18 protein-coding genes are annotated in these 17,199 nt (G+C 71.9%); 12 read left to right on the top strand and 6 right to left on the bottom strand.

The features are described 5' to 3' along the window. Positions 1-41: 41 nt before the first annotated feature. Positions 42-1,688, top strand: coding sequence for a phospho-sugar mutase (locus EAO73_RS07250; RefSeq protein WP_147970590.1), 1,647 nt, complete (start codon positions 42-44; stop codon positions 1,686-1,688). 48 nt (positions 1,689-1,736) lie between these two features. On the opposite strand, the gene EAO73_RS07245 is transcribed toward EAO73_RS07250, so the two are convergent. After that, the gene (locus EAO73_RS07245) at positions 1,737-3,149 is read right to left on the bottom strand and encodes an aminopeptidase P family protein (RefSeq protein WP_147970589.1); all 1,413 of its coding nucleotides are present in this window, start codon (positions 3,147-3,149) and stop codon (positions 1,737-1,739) included. 194 nt (positions 3,150-3,343) lie between these two features. Here EAO73_RS07245 and EAO73_RS07240 point away from each other — a divergent pair, with 194 nt between their 5' ends. Then, entirely contained in the window at positions 3,344-4,327 is a 984-nt protein-coding gene (locus EAO73_RS07240) for a LuxR family transcriptional regulator (RefSeq protein ID WP_191133960.1), read from the top strand. 57 nt (positions 4,328-4,384) lie between these two features. On the opposite strand, the gene EAO73_RS07235 is transcribed toward EAO73_RS07240, so the two are convergent. Beyond that, entirely contained in the window at positions 4,385-5,032 is a 648-nt protein-coding gene (locus EAO73_RS07235; protein ID WP_147970587.1) for a PH domain-containing protein, read from the bottom strand. A gap of 135 nt (positions 5,033-5,167) precedes the next feature. Between EAO73_RS07235 and deoC the strand changes: the two genes are divergently transcribed. The 3 genes from deoC to EAO73_RS07220 are packed head-to-tail and all read left to right on the top strand — an operon-like array spanning position 5,168 to position 8,452. Beyond that, entirely contained in the window at positions 5,168-6,115 is a 948-nt protein-coding gene (deoC, locus tag EAO73_RS07230) for a deoxyribose-phosphate aldolase (protein ID WP_147970586.1), read from the top strand. Positions 6,116-6,120: 5 nt separating this feature from the next. Continuing rightward, the gene (locus EAO73_RS07225) at positions 6,121-7,560 is read left to right on the top strand and encodes an aldehyde dehydrogenase family protein (RefSeq protein WP_147970585.1); all 1,440 of its coding nucleotides are present in this window, start codon (positions 6,121-6,123) and stop codon (positions 7,558-7,560) included. After that, positions 7,550-8,452, top strand: coding sequence for an aldehyde dehydrogenase family protein (locus tag EAO73_RS07220; protein ID WP_147970584.1), 903 nt, complete (start codon positions 7,550-7,552; stop codon positions 8,450-8,452). Before EAO73_RS07225 ends, EAO73_RS07220 begins: the two co-directional genes overlap by 11 nt. A 69-nt stretch (positions 8,453-8,521) precedes the next feature. Here EAO73_RS07220 and EAO73_RS07215 read toward each other — a convergent pair whose 3' ends face one another. Then, positions 8,522-8,950, bottom strand: coding sequence for a hypothetical protein (locus EAO73_RS07215; RefSeq protein ID WP_147970583.1), 429 nt, complete (start codon positions 8,948-8,950; stop codon positions 8,522-8,524). 177 nt (positions 8,951-9,127) lie between these two features. On the opposite strand from EAO73_RS07215, the gene EAO73_RS07210 reads away from it, so the two are divergent. Continuing rightward, positions 9,128-9,757 (top strand): uridine kinase, encoded by a 630-nt coding sequence (locus EAO73_RS07210; protein ID WP_147971432.1) that lies wholly within the window; start codon positions 9,128-9,130, stop codon positions 9,755-9,757. A gap of 111 nt (positions 9,758-9,868) precedes the next feature. On the opposite strand, the gene EAO73_RS07205 is transcribed toward EAO73_RS07210, so the two are convergent. Then, the gene (locus EAO73_RS07205) at positions 9,869-10,612 is read right to left on the bottom strand and encodes a SigE family RNA polymerase sigma factor (RefSeq protein WP_147970582.1); all 744 of its coding nucleotides are present in this window, start codon (positions 10,610-10,612) and stop codon (positions 9,869-9,871) included. A gap of 214 nt (positions 10,613-10,826) precedes the next feature. Here EAO73_RS07205 and afsQ1 point away from each other — a divergent pair, with 214 nt between their 5' ends. The 5 genes from afsQ1 (at position 10,827) to EAO73_RS07180 (ending at position 14,617) form a co-directional block, all read left to right on the top strand. Then, positions 10,827-11,504, top strand: coding sequence for a two-component system response regulator AfsQ1 (afsQ1, locus tag EAO73_RS07200; protein ID WP_026171255.1), 678 nt, complete (start codon positions 10,827-10,829; stop codon positions 11,502-11,504). Further along, complete coding sequence (locus EAO73_RS07195) at positions 11,501-13,042, top strand: sensor histidine kinase (protein WP_147970581.1); 1,542 nt, start codon at positions 11,501-11,503, stop codon at positions 13,040-13,042. Before afsQ1 ends, EAO73_RS07195 begins: the two co-directional genes overlap by 4 nt. Next, positions 13,039-13,650 (top strand): GerMN domain-containing protein, encoded by a 612-nt coding sequence (locus EAO73_RS07190; RefSeq protein WP_147970580.1) that lies wholly within the window; start codon positions 13,039-13,041, stop codon positions 13,648-13,650. The genes EAO73_RS07195 and EAO73_RS07190 overlap by 4 nt, the downstream gene beginning before the upstream one ends. Before the next feature lie 120 nt (positions 13,651-13,770). Beyond that, a complete protein-coding gene (locus tag EAO73_RS07185) occupies positions 13,771-14,319 on the top strand; it encodes a VanZ family protein (protein ID WP_147970579.1) in 549 nt (182 codons plus the stop codon). Positions 14,320-14,410: 91 nt separating this feature from the next. Further along, positions 14,411-14,617 (top strand): PspC domain-containing protein, encoded by a 207-nt coding sequence (locus tag EAO73_RS07180; RefSeq protein ID WP_147970578.1) that lies wholly within the window; start codon positions 14,411-14,413, stop codon positions 14,615-14,617. Between the two features lie 72 nt (positions 14,618-14,689). Here the strand turns inward: EAO73_RS07180 and EAO73_RS07175 are convergent, their stop codons facing one another. Then, positions 14,690-15,004, bottom strand: coding sequence for a hypothetical protein (locus EAO73_RS07175; RefSeq protein ID WP_147970577.1), 315 nt, complete (start codon positions 15,002-15,004; stop codon positions 14,690-14,692). A 134-nt stretch (positions 15,005-15,138) separates the two neighbouring features. Continuing rightward, positions 15,139-16,293, bottom strand: coding sequence for an adenosine deaminase (locus EAO73_RS07170; protein ID WP_147970576.1), 1,155 nt, complete (start codon positions 16,291-16,293; stop codon positions 15,139-15,141). A 150-nt stretch (positions 16,294-16,443) separates the two neighbouring features. On the opposite strand from EAO73_RS07170, the gene EAO73_RS07165 reads away from it, so the two are divergent. Next, the coding region (locus EAO73_RS07165; protein WP_191133959.1) for a prolyl oligopeptidase family serine peptidase at positions 16,444-17,199 on the top strand (756 nt) is incomplete at its 3' end.

Raw genomic sequence — 17,199 nt, 5'->3', positions numbered from 1 at the left:
CACCCGCACCGCACCGCACACCGCACACGAAAGGCACCCCCGTGACGACACCCCCGGACCTCCTCGCCCGCGCCGGCGCCTGGCTCGCCGAGGACCCCGACCCCGACACCCGCGACGAGCTCGCCAAGCTCATCGACGCCGAGGACCTCGACGAGCTCACCGCCCGCTTCGCGGGAACGCTCCAGTTCGGCACCGCCGGCCTGCGGGGCGAACTCGGCGCCGGCCCCATGCGCATGAACCGCGCCGTGGTCATCCGCGCCGCCGCCGGCCTCGCCGCGTACCTGAAGGACCAGGGGCAGACCGGCGGTCTCGTCGTCATCGGCTACGACGCCCGCTACAAGTCCGCCGACTTCGCGCGGGACACCGCCGCCGTGATGACCGGGGCCGGTCTGCGCGCCGCGGTGCTCCCCCGCCCGCTGCCCACGCCCGTGCTCGCGTACGCCATACGGCACCTGGGGGCCGTCGCCGGCGTCGAGGTGACCGCCAGCCACAACCCGCCCCGCGACAACGGCTACAAGGTCTACCTCGGCGACGGCTCGCAGATCGTTCCGCCGGCGGACGGCGAGATCGCCGCGGCCATCGCGGCGGTCGGCCCGCTGGACACCGTCCCGCGCCCGGACAGCGGCTGGGAGACCCTCGGCGACGAGGTGCTGGACGCGTACCTGGCGCGTACGGACGCCGTGCTCGACGCCCAGTCGCCGCGCACCGCCCGCGTCGTGTACACCGCGATGCACGGCGTCGGCGCCTCCGTGCTCACCGCCGCGTTCGACCGGGCCGGCTTCCCCGCCCCGGTGCTCGTCGCGGAGCAGGCCGAGCCGGACCCCGCCTTCCCCACCGTGGCCTTCCCCAATCCGGAGGAGCCCGGCGCGATGGACCTCGCGTTCAGCACCGCGCGCCGGGTGAACCCCGATCTCGTCATCGCCAACGACCCGGACGCCGACCGCTGCGCCGTCGCCGTCCCGGACCCGGCCGCGGACGGCGGCTGGCGGATGCTGCGGGGCGACGAGGTCGGCGCGCTGCTCGCCGCCCACCTGGTGCGCCGGGGCGCCACCGGCGTCTTCGCCGAGTCGATCGTCTCGTCCTCGCTCCTGGGCCGGATCGCCGGAAAGGCGGGCCTGGGCTACGAGGAGACCCTGACCGGCTTCAAGTGGATCGCCCGCGTGGAGGGGCTGCGCTACGGGTACGAGGAGGCGCTCGGCTACTGCGTCGACCCGGAGGGCGTCCGCGACAAGGACGGCATCACGGCCGCGCTGCTCGTCGCCGAGCTCGCCTCCGTACTGAAGGAGCGGCGCCGTACGCTCCTGGACCTGCTGGACGACCTCGCCGTGGAGCACGGGCTGCACGCCACCGACCAGCTGTCGGTGCGGGTGGAGGACCTGTCGGTCATCGCGGACGCCATGCGCCGGCTGCGCGAACAGCCGCCCGCGGCCCTGGCGGGGCTGGCCGTCGCCACGGCCGAGGACCTGTCGCGCGGCACGGACATGCTGCCGCCCACCGACGGCCTGCGCTACCACCTCGACGGCGCCCGGGTGATCGTCCGCCCGAGCGGCACCGAGCCGAAGCTGAAGTGCTACCTGGAGGTCGTGGTGCCGGTCGCCTCCGCCGCCGGACTGTCGGCGGCCCGCGCACGGGCCACCGAGCTGCTGAACGGCATCAAGCGCGACCTGGCCGCCGCGGCCGGTATCTGAGTCCCCGTACGGGGAGGTCCGGGCGCCCGGACCTCCCCGTACGCACCGTCAGCCCGACACCCGCGCCATCCACGCCTCGACCTCGTCCGCCGAGCGCGGCAGCCCCGCCGACAGGTTCTCGTGGCCGGACTCCGTCACGACGAGGTCGTCCTCGATGCGCACGCCGATGCCGCGCCACTCCTCGGGGACCGTCAGGTCGTCCGGCTGGAAGTACAGGCCCGGCTCGACGGTCAGCACCATGCCCGGCTCCAGCACCCCGTCGACGTACTCCTCGTTGCGCGCGCGGGCGCAGTCGTGGACGTCCAGGCCGAGCATGTGACCGGTGCCGGCCATGGTGAAGCGGCGCTGGAGGCCGAGTGCGTACGCCCGCTCGGCCGGGCCCTCGATGAAGCCCCACTCGACGAGCCGGACGGCGAGGTGGCGCTGGGCGGCCTCGTGGAAATCGCGGTAGTGGGCGCCCGGCTTCACCGCGGCCATTCCCGCCTCCTGCGCCTCGTACACCGCGTCGTAGACCTTGCGCTGGAGCGGTGTGAACATGCCGCTGATGGGAAGGGTGCGCGTGACGTCGGCGGTGTAGAGGGTGCGCGTCTCCACACCCGCGTCGAACAGGAGCAGGTCGCCGGGGCGCACCGGCCCGTCGTTGTCGGTCCAGTGCATGATCGTGGCGTGCTCGCCGGCTGCGCAGATGGAGCCGTAGCCGACGGCGTTGCCCTCCAGGCGGGCGCGCCGGAAGAACGTGCCCTCGATCCACCGCTCGGACGTCGCCACGGCTGTGGACAGGTCGGCGATCGCGTCGGTGAACCCGCGCACGGTGGAGTCCACGGCCTTGCGCAGCTCACCGAGTTCCCACGCGTCCTTGACGAGGCGCAGGCCGCTCAGCGCCTCCGCCAGTTCCTCGTCGCGGTCCTCGTCGGTGGTGACGGCCCGCTCCAGGGCGGGGTCGATGCCCCGGACGATCCGGGTCGGCACACCGGGCGCCGCGGCCAGCTCGTCGGCGGCCGTACGGACGTCGCGGCAGGGCAGGCCGAGGACGCGGGCGGACTCGGCGAGCGAACGTCGCCGGCCGGTCCACAGCTCGGCCGTGGCGCCGGTCCAGAACACGTCGTCGTCCCTGCTGTCCCGGGGCAGCTGGAAGCAGTACGCGTCGTGGCCGCCGCCGTCCCGGGGTTCGAGCACGAGCGCGCCGTCGCGGGCCTGGTCGCCGGTCATGTGGACGTAACCGGAGTAGGGCCGGAACGGATAGTCGTCGTCGTTCGACCGGGTCTTGAGGTTCCCGGAGGGTATGACGAGGCGTTCGCCGGGGAAGAGCGCGGAGAGCTTCGCGCGCCGGGCGGCGGCATGGGGGGCCTGTTCGTCGGGTAGCAGGTCGTGCCGTTCGGTGTCCGCCCACCCGGTCCGCATCAGTGCGGAGAGTTCCGCGGAGATCTCCGTGTAGAGCCCGTTCTTCCGGCCTTTCGCCACGTCATGCTCCCTCTCTGGACGTGTTGGACCGCCGGGTGCTCTCCGACGGCAACCGGAAGCTATCGCCGGGGCGGGCGCGCGGGTGCACGGCTGTGCCAGTGGCACCGATCGGCCAAGCGCGCCTCGCCGTGCAGCCCGGCGCAGGGGACGGCGGGGCCACCGCTGCGGCCCTCCCCCGGCGGACAATGCCGTACATGACGAACGAGAAGCTGGCCGAGGCGCTCCGGCTCCTGGGGGTGGGGGAAGCGGCCGGCCGGGTCTATCTGGCGCTGCTCGACCGGGCGCCCGCGCCCCTGTCCGCGATCGGCCGGGCGACCGGTCTGGACACCGCGGCGCTCGCGGCGGCATACGGGGAGCTGGCCGACGCCGGTCTGGTCGGCGGCGCCGGGGCGGACGAGGACGTGGTCGCCCCGGTCCCGCCGGCCGCCGGTCTGGAGATCCTGGCCAGGCAGCGGGCGAGCGAGGTCGAGGAGTCCCGGCTCGCCGTCGGGGGCGCGTTCGACGCGTTCCGGCGGCAGCGGCTCGCCGCGTACAACGACGATCTCGTCGAGTCCGTCACCGGTGACGCGGTCGGCCCGAGGATCCGGCGGGCCTGGGCGAGCGCGCGGGAGCAGATCCGGCAGCTGGAGTCACCGCCGTACGTCCCGCATCCCGGGGCGACGGAGGACGCGCTGGCCACGCTGGCCCGTGGAGTGACGCAGCGCGTCGTGTACTCGCGGGAGTCCCTGGAGCACCCCGGGCATCTGAAGGACGTCATCGAGCCGTGCGTCCGGGCGGGCGAGCAGGCCAGGGTGGCGCCGGCGGTGCCGGTGAAGCTGGTGATCATCGACGACGCGTCCGCGCTGGTCTCGCTGTCGATCAGGGAGGCCGATGTGCACAACACGATGCTGGTGGTGCAGCCGTGCGGTCTGCTGTCGGCGCTCATCGCCCTGTTCGAGCAGTACTGGCAGAGCGCCCTGCCGTTCAGCGGCCGCACCACGCTCCCGGGCGGTCTCGCGCCCGCGGACCGGCGGCTGCTGTGGCTCCTGGCGGGCGGCACGAGCGACGAGGTCATCGCGCGTGAGCTGGGGATCAGCCGCCGCACGCTGTTCCGGCGGCTGCAGATCCTGATGGCCGGTCTCGGCGCGGCGAACCGCTTCCAGCTGGCGCTGCAGGCACAGCGCCAGGGCTGGCTGTGACGGCGCCGCCGCCCTGGAGCCTGTCCCGCCGAGCACCACTCGGCAACGCGCCGGCGGTCAGCCGATCGCGCCCAGCACGATGAGCAGCACCGCGCCGACGGTGGCGGGGGCGATGATCTCGTACGCCCAGCGCACCGACGCGCGGGGGGTGCCGGGTGCGTCGGGCAGGGGCTTGTCACCGGCGCGCTCGGACAGCTCGCGCAGGTCGGCCACGGTCTGGTCGGCGGCGGCCGTGCGGACCTTGCTGTCGCGTACGTCGGCGGTCGTGGACGTACGGCGGTAGGGGTCGTCCATCGCCTGCCGGGACTGCTGGCGGGCGGCCTTCTTGCGCTGGCGCAGCGAGACGGGCACGGCCCACAGCTGGTACTTCGTGCCCTCCTGGGTGAAGAGCTCGGTGGAGTACCCGGCCCGTACGTCGGCGACGTCGGTCCACGGCAGCGTGATCGTGCGGAACGGGTTGCGGATGCGGATGCGCCGGTCGTTGGCGGCCACCACCGGGCGCAGCGTGAAGGCGACGATCAGCGGCACGACGGTCAGCAGCCCGGCGAGCGCCATCCACGGCGCCCGGCCCTCGCCCCGGAAGGCGGCGTCGACGCCGATCCAGCAGACGAGCACGAGGAGCAGGGCGCCTCCGGCCAGCCCGGCGGGCGACCGGAAGGTCCGGTCGGCGTAGGTGGGCTCGTCGGCAGGCGTGGGGCTCGTCATGAGCCCGATTGTGCCTGACGCGGCACGGGGCCGCGGTGGCGGCTGCACCCGCGGCGGGTGCGGGCCGGGGGATCCCCCGGTGACCTGGGCCCCTGTACAGGTCGCTACGCGCGTAGATATGCTCAGGTGGTGACCATGCCCACCACCCTCCCCGCATTCGCCGACGCGACGGCGTCCGACAGTGCGCTGCGCCGCTTCCTGCACGGGCTGCCCGGCGTCGACGCGGTCGGCCTCGAAGCGCGCGCAGCCGCCCTCGGAACCAGGTCGATCAAGACGACGGCCAAGGCGTACGCCATCGACCTCGCCATCTCGATGATCGACCTGACGACGCTGGAAGGCGCGGACACCCCCGGCAAGGTCCGGGCGCTCGCCGCCAAGGCCGTCAACCCCGACCCCACCGACCGCACGACCCCGCGCACCGCCGCGGTCTGCGTCTACCCCGACATGGCGGCCACCGCCGCCGAGGCCCTGGCCGGCTCCGGCGTGAAGGTGGCCTCCGTCGCGACCGCCTTCCCCGCCGGGCGCGCCGCGCTCGACGTGAAGCTCGCGGACGTCCGGGACGCCGTGGCGGCCGGTGCCGACGAGATCGACATGGTGATCGACCGGGGCGCGTTCCTCGCCGGCCGCTATCTGAAGGTGTACGAGGAGATCCTCGCCGTGAAGGCGGAGTGCGGGTCCGCCCGCCTCAAGGTGATCTTCGAGACCGGCGAGCTGTCCACGTACGACAACATCCGGCGGGCCTCCTGGCTCGGGATGCTGGCGGGCGCGGACTTCATCAAGACCTCGACCGGCAAGGTGGCGACGAACGCCACGCCCGCGAACACCCTGCTGATGCTGGAGGCGGTGCGCGACTTCCGCGCGGAGACCGGCGTCCAGATCGGCGTGAAGCCGGCCGGCGGCATCCGCACCTCCAAGGACGCGATCAAGTTCCTGGTGCTGGTGAACGAGACGGCGGGCGAGGACTGGCTGGACAACCACTGGTTCCGCTTCGGCGCCTCCAGCCTGCTGAACGACCTGCTGATGCAGCGCCAGAAGCTCAGCACCGGCCGTTACTCCGGCCCCGATTACGTGACGGTGGACTGATACCCATGGCATCCGCATTCGAGTACGCACCGGCGCCGGAGTCCCGTTCCGTCGTCGACATCGCCCCGTCGTACGGCCTGTTCATCGACGGTGAGTTCACCGACGCGGCCGACGGCAAGGTCTTCAAGACGGTCTCGCCGAGCAGCGAGGAGGTGCTGTCCGAGGTCGCGCGGGCCGGCGCCGATGACGTGGACCGGGCTGTGAAGGCGGCCCGCCGCGCGTTCGAGAAGTGGTCGGCGCTGCCCGGCTCCGAGCGCGCCAAGTACCTCTTCCGGATCGCCCGGATCATCCAGGAGCGCAGCCGCGAGCTGGCCGTCCTGGAGACGCTGGACAACGGCAAGCCGATCAAGGAGACCCGCGACGCGGACCTCCCGCTGGTCGCCGCGCACTTCTTCTACTACGCGGGCTGGGCCGACAAACTGGACCACGCGGGCTACGGCCCGAACCCGCGCCCGCTGGGCGTGGCCGGCCAGGTCATCCCGTGGAACTTCCCGCTCCTGATGCTCGCGTGGAAGATCGCCCCGGCGCTCGCCACGGGCAACACGGTGGTCCTGAAGCCCGCCGAGACGACGCCCCTGTCGGCGCTGTTCTTCGCTGACATCTGCCGCCAGGCGGGCCTGCCCAAGGGTGTCGTCAACATCCTGACGGGGTACGGCGACGCGGGCCAGGCGCTCGTGGAGCACGGGGACGTCAACAAGGTCGCCTTCACCGGTTCGACCGCCGTCGGCAAGGCCATCGCCCGCAGCGTCGCCGGGACCGACAAGAAGGTCACGCTCGAACTGGGCGGCAAGGGCGCCAACATCGTCTTCGACGACGCCCCGATCGACCAGGCCGTCGAGGGCATCGTCACCGGCATCTTCTTCAACCAGGGCCAGGTCTGCTGCGCGGGCTCCCGGCTGCTGGTGCAGGAGTCGGTCCAGGACGAACTGCTGGACGCGCTCAAGCGCCGGCTGTCCTCGCTGCGCCTCGGCGACCCGCTGGACAAGAACACCGACATCGGCGCGATCAACTCCTCGGAGCAGTTGGCCCGGATCACCGCGCTCGTGGAGACCGGTGAGGCGGAGGGCGCGGAGCGCTGGAGCGCCCCGTGCGAGCTGCCCTCGGCCGGTTACTGGTTCGCCCCGACGCTCTTCACGAACGTCACCCAGGCGCACACGATCGCCCGCGACGAGATCTTCGGCCCGGTGCTCTCCGTGCTGTCGTTCCGTACGCCGGACGAGGCGGTCGCCAAGGCCAACAACAGCCAGTACGGGCTGTCGGCCGGCATCTGGACGGAGAAGGGCTCCCGCATCCTCGCGGTGGCGAACAAGCTCCGCGCGGGCGTCGTCTGGGCCAACACGTTCAACAAGTTCGACCCGACCTCGCCCTTCGGCGGCTACAAGGAGTCGGGCTTCGGCCGCGAAGGCGGCCGCCACGGCCTGGAGGCGTACCTCGATGTCCGATAACCGTCTGAGCGTCTTCAAGACCTACAAGCTGTACGTCGGGGGCAAGTTCCCCCGCTCCGAGAGCGGCCGGGTGTACGAGGTGACGGACTCGAAGGGCAAGTGGCTGGCGAACGCGCCCCAGTCCTCCCGCAAGGACGCGCGCGACGCGGTCGTGGCCGCCCGCAAGGCGTTCGGCGGCTGGTCGGGCGCGACCGCGTACAACCGCGGCCAGATCCTCTACCGCGTCGCGGAGATGCTGGAGGGCCGCCGCGAGCAGTTCGTCCGCGAAGTGGCCGAGGCGGAGGGCCTGTCGAAGTCCAAGGCGGCGGCCGTCGTGGACGCGGCGGTGGACCGCTGGGTCTGGTACGCGGGCTGGACGGACAAGATCGCCCAGATCGTGGGCGGCGCGAACCCGGTGGCGGGCCCCTTCTTCAACCTCTCGACGCCCGAGCCGACCGGCGTGGTCACCGTCCTCGCCCCGCAGGAGTCGTCGTTCCTGGGCCTGGTCTCGGTGGTGGCCCCGGTGATCGCGGCCGGCAACACGGTGGTCGTCGTGGCCTCCGCGAAGTCCCCGCTGCCCGCGCTGTCGTTGGGCGAGGTGCTGGCCACCTCGGACCTGCCGGGCGGTGTGGTCAACATCCTGTCGGGGAAGACCGCGGAGATCGCGGCGCCGCTCGCCGCCCACCAGGACGTGAACGGCATCGACCTCACGGGCGCGGACGCGGAGCTGGCGAAGGAGCTGGAGATCGCGGCGGCCGACAACCTGAAGCGCGTTTCTCGTCCACAGACTGTGGACAGTGAGAGCGACGACTGGACGGCCGGTCCCGGTACGCACCGCCTGACGGCGTTCCTGGAGACCAAGACGGTCTGGCACCCGACGGGCGCGCTGGGCGCGTCGGGCTCCTCGTACTGACCACGCGACACACGTAACAGGCACGGTCCGTTCCCCGGAGGCGTCTCCGGGGAACGGACCGTCGCGTCGTCAGCCGCGCAGCCCGCCCACGAACCCGTCGACGACCGGGCCCGCCAGGGGCAGGTCCTTCAGGGCGCCACCGCTGGTCAGCGGGTCGGTGACCAGCGCCGTGGAGAGCGGCTTGAAGTCGGCGACCTGAGTGCCCACCGCGTTGTTCAGCGGGTCCGTGCCGGTGCCGGCCAGCGGGTCGAGCCGCAGCTGGGTCACCGGCGCGATGCCGTTCCCCAGGGCCTGACCGAGCGCCCCGGTGACCGCACTGCCGGTCGCCCCGGTGGCCTCCCCGAGGACGGCGTCGGTGCCGGTCTCCTGGACGACGGGCAGCGGGGCCGCCTGGGCCGCCGCACCCCCCGCACCGAACGCGGCACCCACCGCGGTGACGGTCAGGCCTGCGCGCAGCAGGGTGCGGCGCCGGGACTTGGAAAGTGCGTGACGTGCCATGGATTTCCCACCTGATCGGGACGATCGGACCATCGGTCTCGTAATCAACCGAATGCACAGAGTAGTTGAGGTGTGATGCGCGATACCAACAGGACCTCCGGGGGGTCCCTTGTTCGGGTCAATGCCTCACACTGGTGTCCCGTGAGTTCCCAAGCGCTTTCGACCCGTGTCGTCCTGTTGACGGGCCCCTCCGGCTCCGGCAAGTCGTCCCTCGCCGCCCGCACCGGCCTCCCGGTCCTGCGGCTCGACGACTTCTACAAGGAGGCCGGCGACCCCACCCTGCCGCTCGTCGAAGGCAGTACGGACATCGACTGGGACTCCCCGGACTCCTGGGACGCCGAGGCCGCGGTCGCCGCGATCGGGGAACTCTGCCGCACCGGCCGCACCGACGTCCCGGTGTACGACATCTCCACCAGCTCCCGCACCGGGCACGAGGACCTGCACATCGGGCGCACCCCGCTCTTCGTGGCCGAGGGCATCTTCGCGGCGGACATCATCGACCGCTGCCGGTCGCTGGACCTGCTCGCCGACGCGCTCTGCCTGCGCGGCCGCCCCTCGACGACGTTCCGCCGCCGTCTCCTGCGCGATCTGCGCGAGGGCCGCAAGTCGGTCCCGTTCCTGCTGCGGCGCGGCTGGCGCCTCATGCGCACCGAGCGCCGCATCGTGGCCCGCCATGTGGCACTGGGCGCGCACGCCTGCGCCAAACAGGAGGCCCTGGGCCGCCTGGCCGCGGCCGCGGCGGGGCGGTGCCGGATGCCGGCACACTCAAGCCCATCCCGCGCACACTCGAGCCCCTCCGGCGACTGAGGAGCGGCAGAGCCCCCGAAACGCGCCGAAGGGCCGGACAGGACCCCCCGGCCCGTCCGACCCCACAGCTTCCCCGTATCCCCCGATACCCCGTTCCCCCCCCCCCCGCCTTCAGGCCACCAGCTCGCCGAAGGACTCCTCCTCGTCACGGCCGAAGCTGAGGACCTCGTCCTCGCGCAGCCGGCGGAGCGACCGCCAGATGCTCGACTTCACCGTGCCGACACTGATGTCGAGGATGGACGCGATCTCCGGGTCCGTACGGCCCTCGTAGTACCGCAGGACGAGCATCGTGCGCTGCAGTTCCGGCAGGCGCGCCAGCGCCTGCCAGAGCACGGCGCGCAGCTCCGTACCGCGCATCGCGTCCGTGTCGCCCGCCGTCTCCGGCAGCTCCTCGGTCGGGTATTCGTTCAGCTTGCGCCTGCGCCACGCGCTGATGTGCAGATTGGTCATCGTGCGGCGCAGATAACCGCCGACAGCGGCCTTGTCGCTGATGCGGTCCCAGGCCCGGTACGTCGAGAAGAGGGCGCTCTGCAGCAGGTCCTCGGCCTCGAACCGGTCACCGGTCAGGTGGTAGGCGGTGGCGTACAGGGAGGCGCGGCGCTCCCGGACGTAGGCCGTGAACGCCGCTTCGGCGTCCTCGGACCGTTCCGGTGCCTTCCGCTCCCCCGTGCCCTCCCCGTACGCGCTTCCCCCGCTACCCGCGTCAACCACCGTCATGAATGACGTGTGCTGACGCCCGGCGCCTCGAACGCACCCCCGTCCGTTCACTGCGGCGCCGGACTTCTCGGTGCTCCGCCCGACATCGTGGAGACGCGTGACAACTGCGCTTGCGTTGATGCTGTGAGTTGCGTTCATCTCGCGCCCCCCATCGGGTGGAAGTCCGTCCGTTCCTTGTGCCAATGAGCTTGCCGGGGCAGTTTCATGGCGCTGTCCGCCGACTGTCACAGGCCTGTCACAGGGCCTGGCGGTGGCACGAACCCGTGCTTCCTGATGCATGAGGGACGTATGGGGCACGCATCAGGGGGGACCAACTGTCGAACTGGGGCGCCCCATGGGTCAGAATGACCAAGTGCCTTTCCTGTTGCTGATCGAGGACGACGACGCCATCCGCACGGCCCTCGAACTCTCGCTGTCACGCCAGGGCCACCGTGTGGCCACCGCGGCGACGGGAGAGGACGGCCTCAACCTGCTGCGCGAGCAGCGCCCGGACCTGGTCGTGCTGGATGTGATGCTGCCCGGGATCGACGGATTCGAGGTGTGCCGGCGCATCCGTCGCACCGACCAGCTGCCGATCATCCTGCTGACCGCCCGCAGCGACGACATCGACGTCGTGGTGGGCCTGGAGTCCGGTGCCGACGACTACGTGGTCAAGCCCGTGCAGGGGCGGGTGCTCGACGCCCGTATCCGCGCGGTGCTGCGCCGCGGCGAACGGGAGTCGACCGACTCCGCGACGTTCGGGAACGTGGTCATCGACCGCTCCGCCATGACCGTCACGAAGAACGGCGAGGATCTGCAGCTCACGCCGACCGAGCTGCGACTCCTGCTCGAACTGAGCCGCCGGCCCGGCCAGGCCCTGTCGCGGCAGCAACTGCTGCGCCTGGTCTGGGAACACGACTACCTCGGTGACTCCCGGCTGGTGGACGCCTGTGTCCAGCGCCTGCGCGCCAAGGTCGAGGACGTACCGTCGTCGCCGACCCTGATCCGTACCGTGCGGGGCGTGGGTTACCGGCTGGACTCGCCGCAGTGAGCACGGCTGTACGGCGGGGCCTGCTCGCCGGGCTCCGCTGGACCAGCCTGCGGCTGCGGCTCGTCATCGTGTTCGCCCTGGTCGCGCTGACCGCGGCGGTCTCGGCCTCCGGCATCGCGTACTGGCTCAACCGCGAGGCCGTGCTGACGCGTACGCAGGACGCGGCGCTCGGGGACTTCCGCCAGGAGATGCAGACCCGGGCGGCCTCGCTGCCGCTGCGCCCCACCAAGGAGGACCTGCAGACGGCCGCCGTGCAGATGGCGAGCAGCAGCCCCGGCTACAGCGTGCTCCTGATCGACGAGCGCGACCCGGGCAAGCCCATCGTCGGCAACTCCGACCTGGACACCTTCACGCGCAGCAACGTCCCCCTGTCGCTCCAGGAACAGGTCGACCGCAAGCAGCCGGTCAAGGCGGGCAACAAGTACGAGTACCACCTGTTCTGGCAGCGCACGTCGATCCGCGGTACGCCGTACCTCGTCGCTGGTACGAAGATCATCGGCGGCGGGCCGACCGGCTACATGCTGAAGTCGCTCGACCAGGAACGCCAGGACCTCAGCTCCCTCGCCTGGTCGCTGGGGATCGCCACGGCGCTCGCCCTGGTCGGCTCCGCGCTGCTCGCGCAGGCGGCGGCCACCACCGTGCTGCGGCCGGTGCAGCGGCTCGGGGACGCGGCCCGCAAGCTCGGCGAGGGCAAGCTCGACACCCGGCTCGTGGTGTCCGGCACCGACGAACTGGCCGATCTCTCCCGGACGTTCAACCGGACGGCCAGCTCGCTGGAGAAGAAGGTCGCGGACATGAGCGCCCGCGAGGAGGCCAGCCGCCGGTTCGTCGCCGACATGTCGCACGAGCTGCGTACGCCCCTCACAGCGATCACGGCCGTCGCGGAGGTCCTGGAGGAGGAGGCGGACAGCCTCGACCCGATGATCGCGCCCGCCGTGCACCTGGTGGTCAGCGAGACCCGGCGCCTCAACGACCTGGTGGAGAACCTGATGGAGGTGACCCGCTTCGACGCGGGCACCGCCCGTCTGGTGCTCGACGACGTGGACGTCGCCGACCAGGTCACCGCCTGCATCGACGCCCGCGCGTGGCTGGACGCGGTCGAACTGGACGCCGAGCGCGGCATGATGGTCCGCCTCGATCCGCGCCGGCTCGACGTGATCCTCGCGAACCTGATCGGCAACGCGCTCAAGCACGGCGGTTCGCCGGTCCGGGTCGCGGTGCGCATCGAGGGCGAGGAGCTGGTCATCGAGGTCCGCGACCACGGGCCCGGCATCCCGGAGGACGTGCTGCCGCATGTCTTCGACCGGTTCTACAAGGCCAGCGCCTCCCGGCCGCGTTCGGACGGCAGCGGGCTCGGGCTCTCCATCGCCATGGAGAACGCCCACATCCACAACGGCGACATCACCGCCCGGAACTCGCCCGACGGCGACGGCGCGATCTTCGTCCTGCGCCTGCCGCGCGACGCCGAGGCGCTGAGCCGCACGGCCGACGATCCCGACGCATCGATACCGGACCACCAGGAGGACGACCCGACGTGAGGCGCAGCGAACGCCGGGGACACCGAACCGCCGCCGCCCTGGCAGGTGCCGCACTCTGTGCCGTGCTGGCGACGGGCTGCGGCATCCGTACGACGTCGGTGCCGGTGGACGCCGGTGCCGCACCGTCCCGGGTGCCGTGCGCGATGCCGGCCGAGGACGTCGCGTCCCAGGCCGAGCAGGGCATCCCCGTACAGGTCTATCTGGTCTGCGCCTCGCAGCTGGTGACCGTGGACCGGGCGGTGCAGGTCCAGGAGGCCAAGTCCGACCGGCTGCGGATCGCCACCGCGCTCCTGGACGAGTTGCGCAAGCAGCCCACGGCCGGCGAGCGGGAGGCGGGCTTCTCCACCGACGTCCCGAAGAAACTCCGGGTCTCCGGCCCCCGCGCGGGCGACACGAAGGACGCGCTGCGCCTCAGCGAACAGCCGGAGGACCTGCCGGCCGAGGCCCTGGCCCAGATCGTCTGCACCCTCACCGAGAGCGAGTCGCTGACCACCGGCGACACGGTGACGCTGGGCGGCCCGGGGAACTACCCGGCACGCGGTTACCTCTGCACGACGGAGACGAAGGCCAGCCCGAAGGCGGTACCGAGTTCGATCGGGGTTCCGTAGGGGATCGCCGAGGCGTACGGGCCCGCGCGGGCGGGAACGGAGCGCGTCCCCCGCCGCCGTGAGCCAGGTCTCCCCGTTCCTTGCGGAACCGATCCTGCCGCTGCCCGCGTCTAGGGCATCGTGCGTCAAGGTACGGACGGCCAGGCCGTCATCCGCTTCCGCGCGGTCGGGGTGTCGCTGCTCCTCGCGCATCTGCTGCTCGTCGGGTGGCTCACTCTGCGCCCGCTGGACGTGCCGTGGATGAACGCCGCCAACCTCTCACCGTTCGCCGGTATCAAGGCCGACCTGTCCCTGGGTCCGGCCGCCGCGCTGCGCCGGATCGGCGGCGGGCTGCTGCTGCTCGCGCCGCTGGGCGTGCTGCTCCCGATGGCCGGCGGACGGCTGTACGTGTCCCCGTGGCTGTCGCTGGCCCGGACGGTCGCGGCCGGTTCGCTGATCTCGCTGGCCATCGAGCTGGGGCAGACCGGGGTGCCGGGCCAGGTCGTCGATGTCGACTCGCTGTTCCTGAACACGGCGGGCGTCGCGCTGGCCCACGTCCTGATCGTGCCGGCCTGCCGGGCGCGGCTGCGGCGGCGCGGCGGATCCGGGGCCCGGGTGGTGTCGCGCAGGGGCCACGAGGTGGCTCAGGGTTCGACCCCGACGATTTCCAGGGTCGGGATGGCCCCGTAGAGCGACGCTTTGCCCCTGTTCGTCGCGCGACCATGGAGGTATCGGGAGCACAACGGAACGCTTCCCGGACCGGTTCGCGAAGGAGCCCACCATGGCCGCACTTGCCCGCCCCCGTGACGGACGCATGATCGGCGGAGTGTGCGCAGCGCTGGCGCGGCGCTTCGGCACATCGGCGACGACCATGCGTGTCATCTTCCTGGTCTCGTGCCTGCTGCCGGGGCCGCAGTTCCTGCTCTACCTGGCGCTGTGGCTGCTGCTGCCCCAGGAGAGGCCGTCGTCCTCGGCGGCCGCCTGGTGACGACCCCGTACACATGCCTGTGGGCGGACACCCGGTCGTGGTGTCCGCCCACAGGCGCGTTCCGGCGTCGGCTCAGCGGCCGAGCGGCAGACCGTTGGCGGTCAGGCCGTTGGCGGTCACGCCGCCGGCCGGCATGCCGCCGAGGAGGCCCTTGACGGGGGTGGTGGCGTCGCCCAGGACCTTCGTCTGGCTGGTGCCGAGGAGCTGGTCGGCGGTGTCCTGGACCGGCAGCGTCGAGGTGGCGTCGGCCAGGGCGCCGGCGACGGGCAGGACGCTGGTCGCGGTCTCCAGCGGCAGCGCGGAGGCCGAGGCCGTACCGGCGGCGGCAGCGGCGAAAGCGGCACCGAGAGCGGCGACACCGAGAGTCCTGGCAGCAGACTGCTTCATATGACATTCATCCTTGGGGAAGGGGATGTGAGCGGCTTAGCAACGTAGTCAGCTGCCACCCCCGACCGCAAACATCCGCAACCACGAAAAACGGCCGGGAAAACCTTTCCCCGGCCGTTCCCCGCACCTGTCCGTCAGCCGGCCACCGAGGAAGACACGCTGGTCGCAGCGGTCTGTTCGAAAAGCCATTCGGACTTCAGCTCGGCATATCCGGGCTTGATGACGTCATTGATCATCGCCAGACGTTCATCGAAAGGAATGAATGCTGATTTCATCGCATTGACGGTGAACCACTGCATGTCGTCGAGCGTGTATCCGAAGGTCTCGGTCAGCTTCTCGAATTCCTGGCTCATGCTCGTACCGCTCATCAGCCGGTTGTCCGTGTTCACGGTCGCCCGGAAGTGGAGCTTGCGCAGCAGCCCGATGGGGTGCTCGGCGTACGAGGACGCGGCACCCGTCTGCAGGTTGGACGTCGGGCACATCTCCAGCGGGATGCGCTTGTCCCGTACGTAGGAGGCGAGCCGCCCCAGCTGCACGGAGCCGTCCTCGGCGACCTCGATGTCGTCGATGATGCGGACCCCGTGGCCGAGCCGGTCGGCGCCGCACCACTGGATCGCCTGCCAGATCGACGGCAGGCCGAACGCCTCGCCCGCGTGGATCGTGAAGTGGTTGTTCTCGCGCTTGAGGTACTCGAAGGCGTCCAGGTGCCGGGTGGGAGGGAACCCGGCCTCGGCGCCCGCGATGTCGAAGCCGGCGACGCCCTGGTCGCGGTAGCGGTTGGCCAGCTCCGCGATCTCCAGCGACCGCGCGGCGTGCCGCATCGCGGTGAGCAGGGCGCCGACCCGGATACGGTTCCCGTCCCGCCGGGCCCGCCGCTCGCCCTCCCGGAACCCCTCGTTGACGGCCTCGACGACCTCTTCGAGGGTCAGCCCGGCCTCCAGGTGCTGCTCGGGGGCGTACCGCACCTCGGCGTACACGACACCGTCGGCGGCCAGGTCCTCCGCGCACTCGGCCGCGACCCGGACGAGCGCGTCACGGGTCTGCATGACCGCACACGTGTGGGCGAACGTCTCCAGATACCGCTCCAGCGAACCGGAGTCGGCGGCCTCCCGGAACCAGATACCGAGTTTGTCCGGCTCGGTCTCGGGAAGGGCGTCGTAACCGCTCGCGGCGGCGAGTTCGACGATCGTGCCGGGCCGCAGCCCGCCGTCGAGGTGGTCGTGCAGAAGGACCTTGGGAGCACGCCGGATCTGGTCCGGGCCGGGCACATTGAGGGTGGGGCTCATCATCCACGCACTCTAACGCCTACGCGCGTAGAGCGCGCTTGTCGTTACATAACGGAACGGCCCATTCTTCTCCCGTACCGCGCTCGGCGGCAGCACGTAACAGACACCGCGAACAGGGGTGGCGTACACGCACACGTCTGACACTGTTACGTCATGGCACAGCGCGCACTCCCCCAGCCGGCGGCACGGCTGGGACGGACCGTCGGAGCGGCGGCCGGAACAACAACGGTCGGCGGCGTGGTCCTGCTGCTCCCGGACGGCGAACCCCATTCCCAGCGCCGCCCCTCCTCCCTCTCCCACGCCCGCCTGCTCCCGCTGGCCCGCGCCCTGACGCACGCGGCCCGCACCGACGGCCTGGCCGCCCACGTCGTGCGCTACCGCTGCCGCGGCTGGAACGAGGACGACGCCCACCTCGCGGCGGACGCGGAGTGGGCGGTGGACGAGGCGGTACGCCGCTACGGCGACGTCCCCGTCTGCCTGGCCGGCCACGGCATGGGCGCCCGCGCGGCCCTGCGCGCCGGCGGCCACCCGTCGGTCGGCGCGGTCCTGGCCCTGGCACCCTGGCTCCCGGCCGACCCGTCGGCGGACCCCGAACCGGTCAAACACCTGGTCGGCCGCCCGGTCCTGCTGGCCCACGGCACCAACGACACACGCTGCGACCCGGAGTTGTCCTTCCGCCTGGCCGAACGCGCCAAGAAGGCCAACCGCGACACCTGCCGCTTCGAGGTCCACTCGGACGGGCACGGGTTTCGGCAGCACCGCGCGGAAGTCACGGCCCTGGCCGCCGACTTCGTCCGGGGCGCCCTGTTCGGCCACGCGTACGCCCGCCCGGTCACGGACGCCCTGGCGGCCCCGCCGCCGCTGGGCTTGCGGATGCCGCTGGCGGTGGGGTTCGGGGAGTCGCTGGGG

Origin of the sequence: Streptomyces sp. col6 (assembly GCF_008042035.1) — a bacterium.
Taxonomy (GTDB): Bacteria; Actinomycetota; Actinomycetes; order Streptomycetales; family Streptomycetaceae; genus Streptomyces.
Note: the sequence above shows the minus strand (reverse complement) of the source record. Positions and strands in the feature narration are given on the sequence as shown.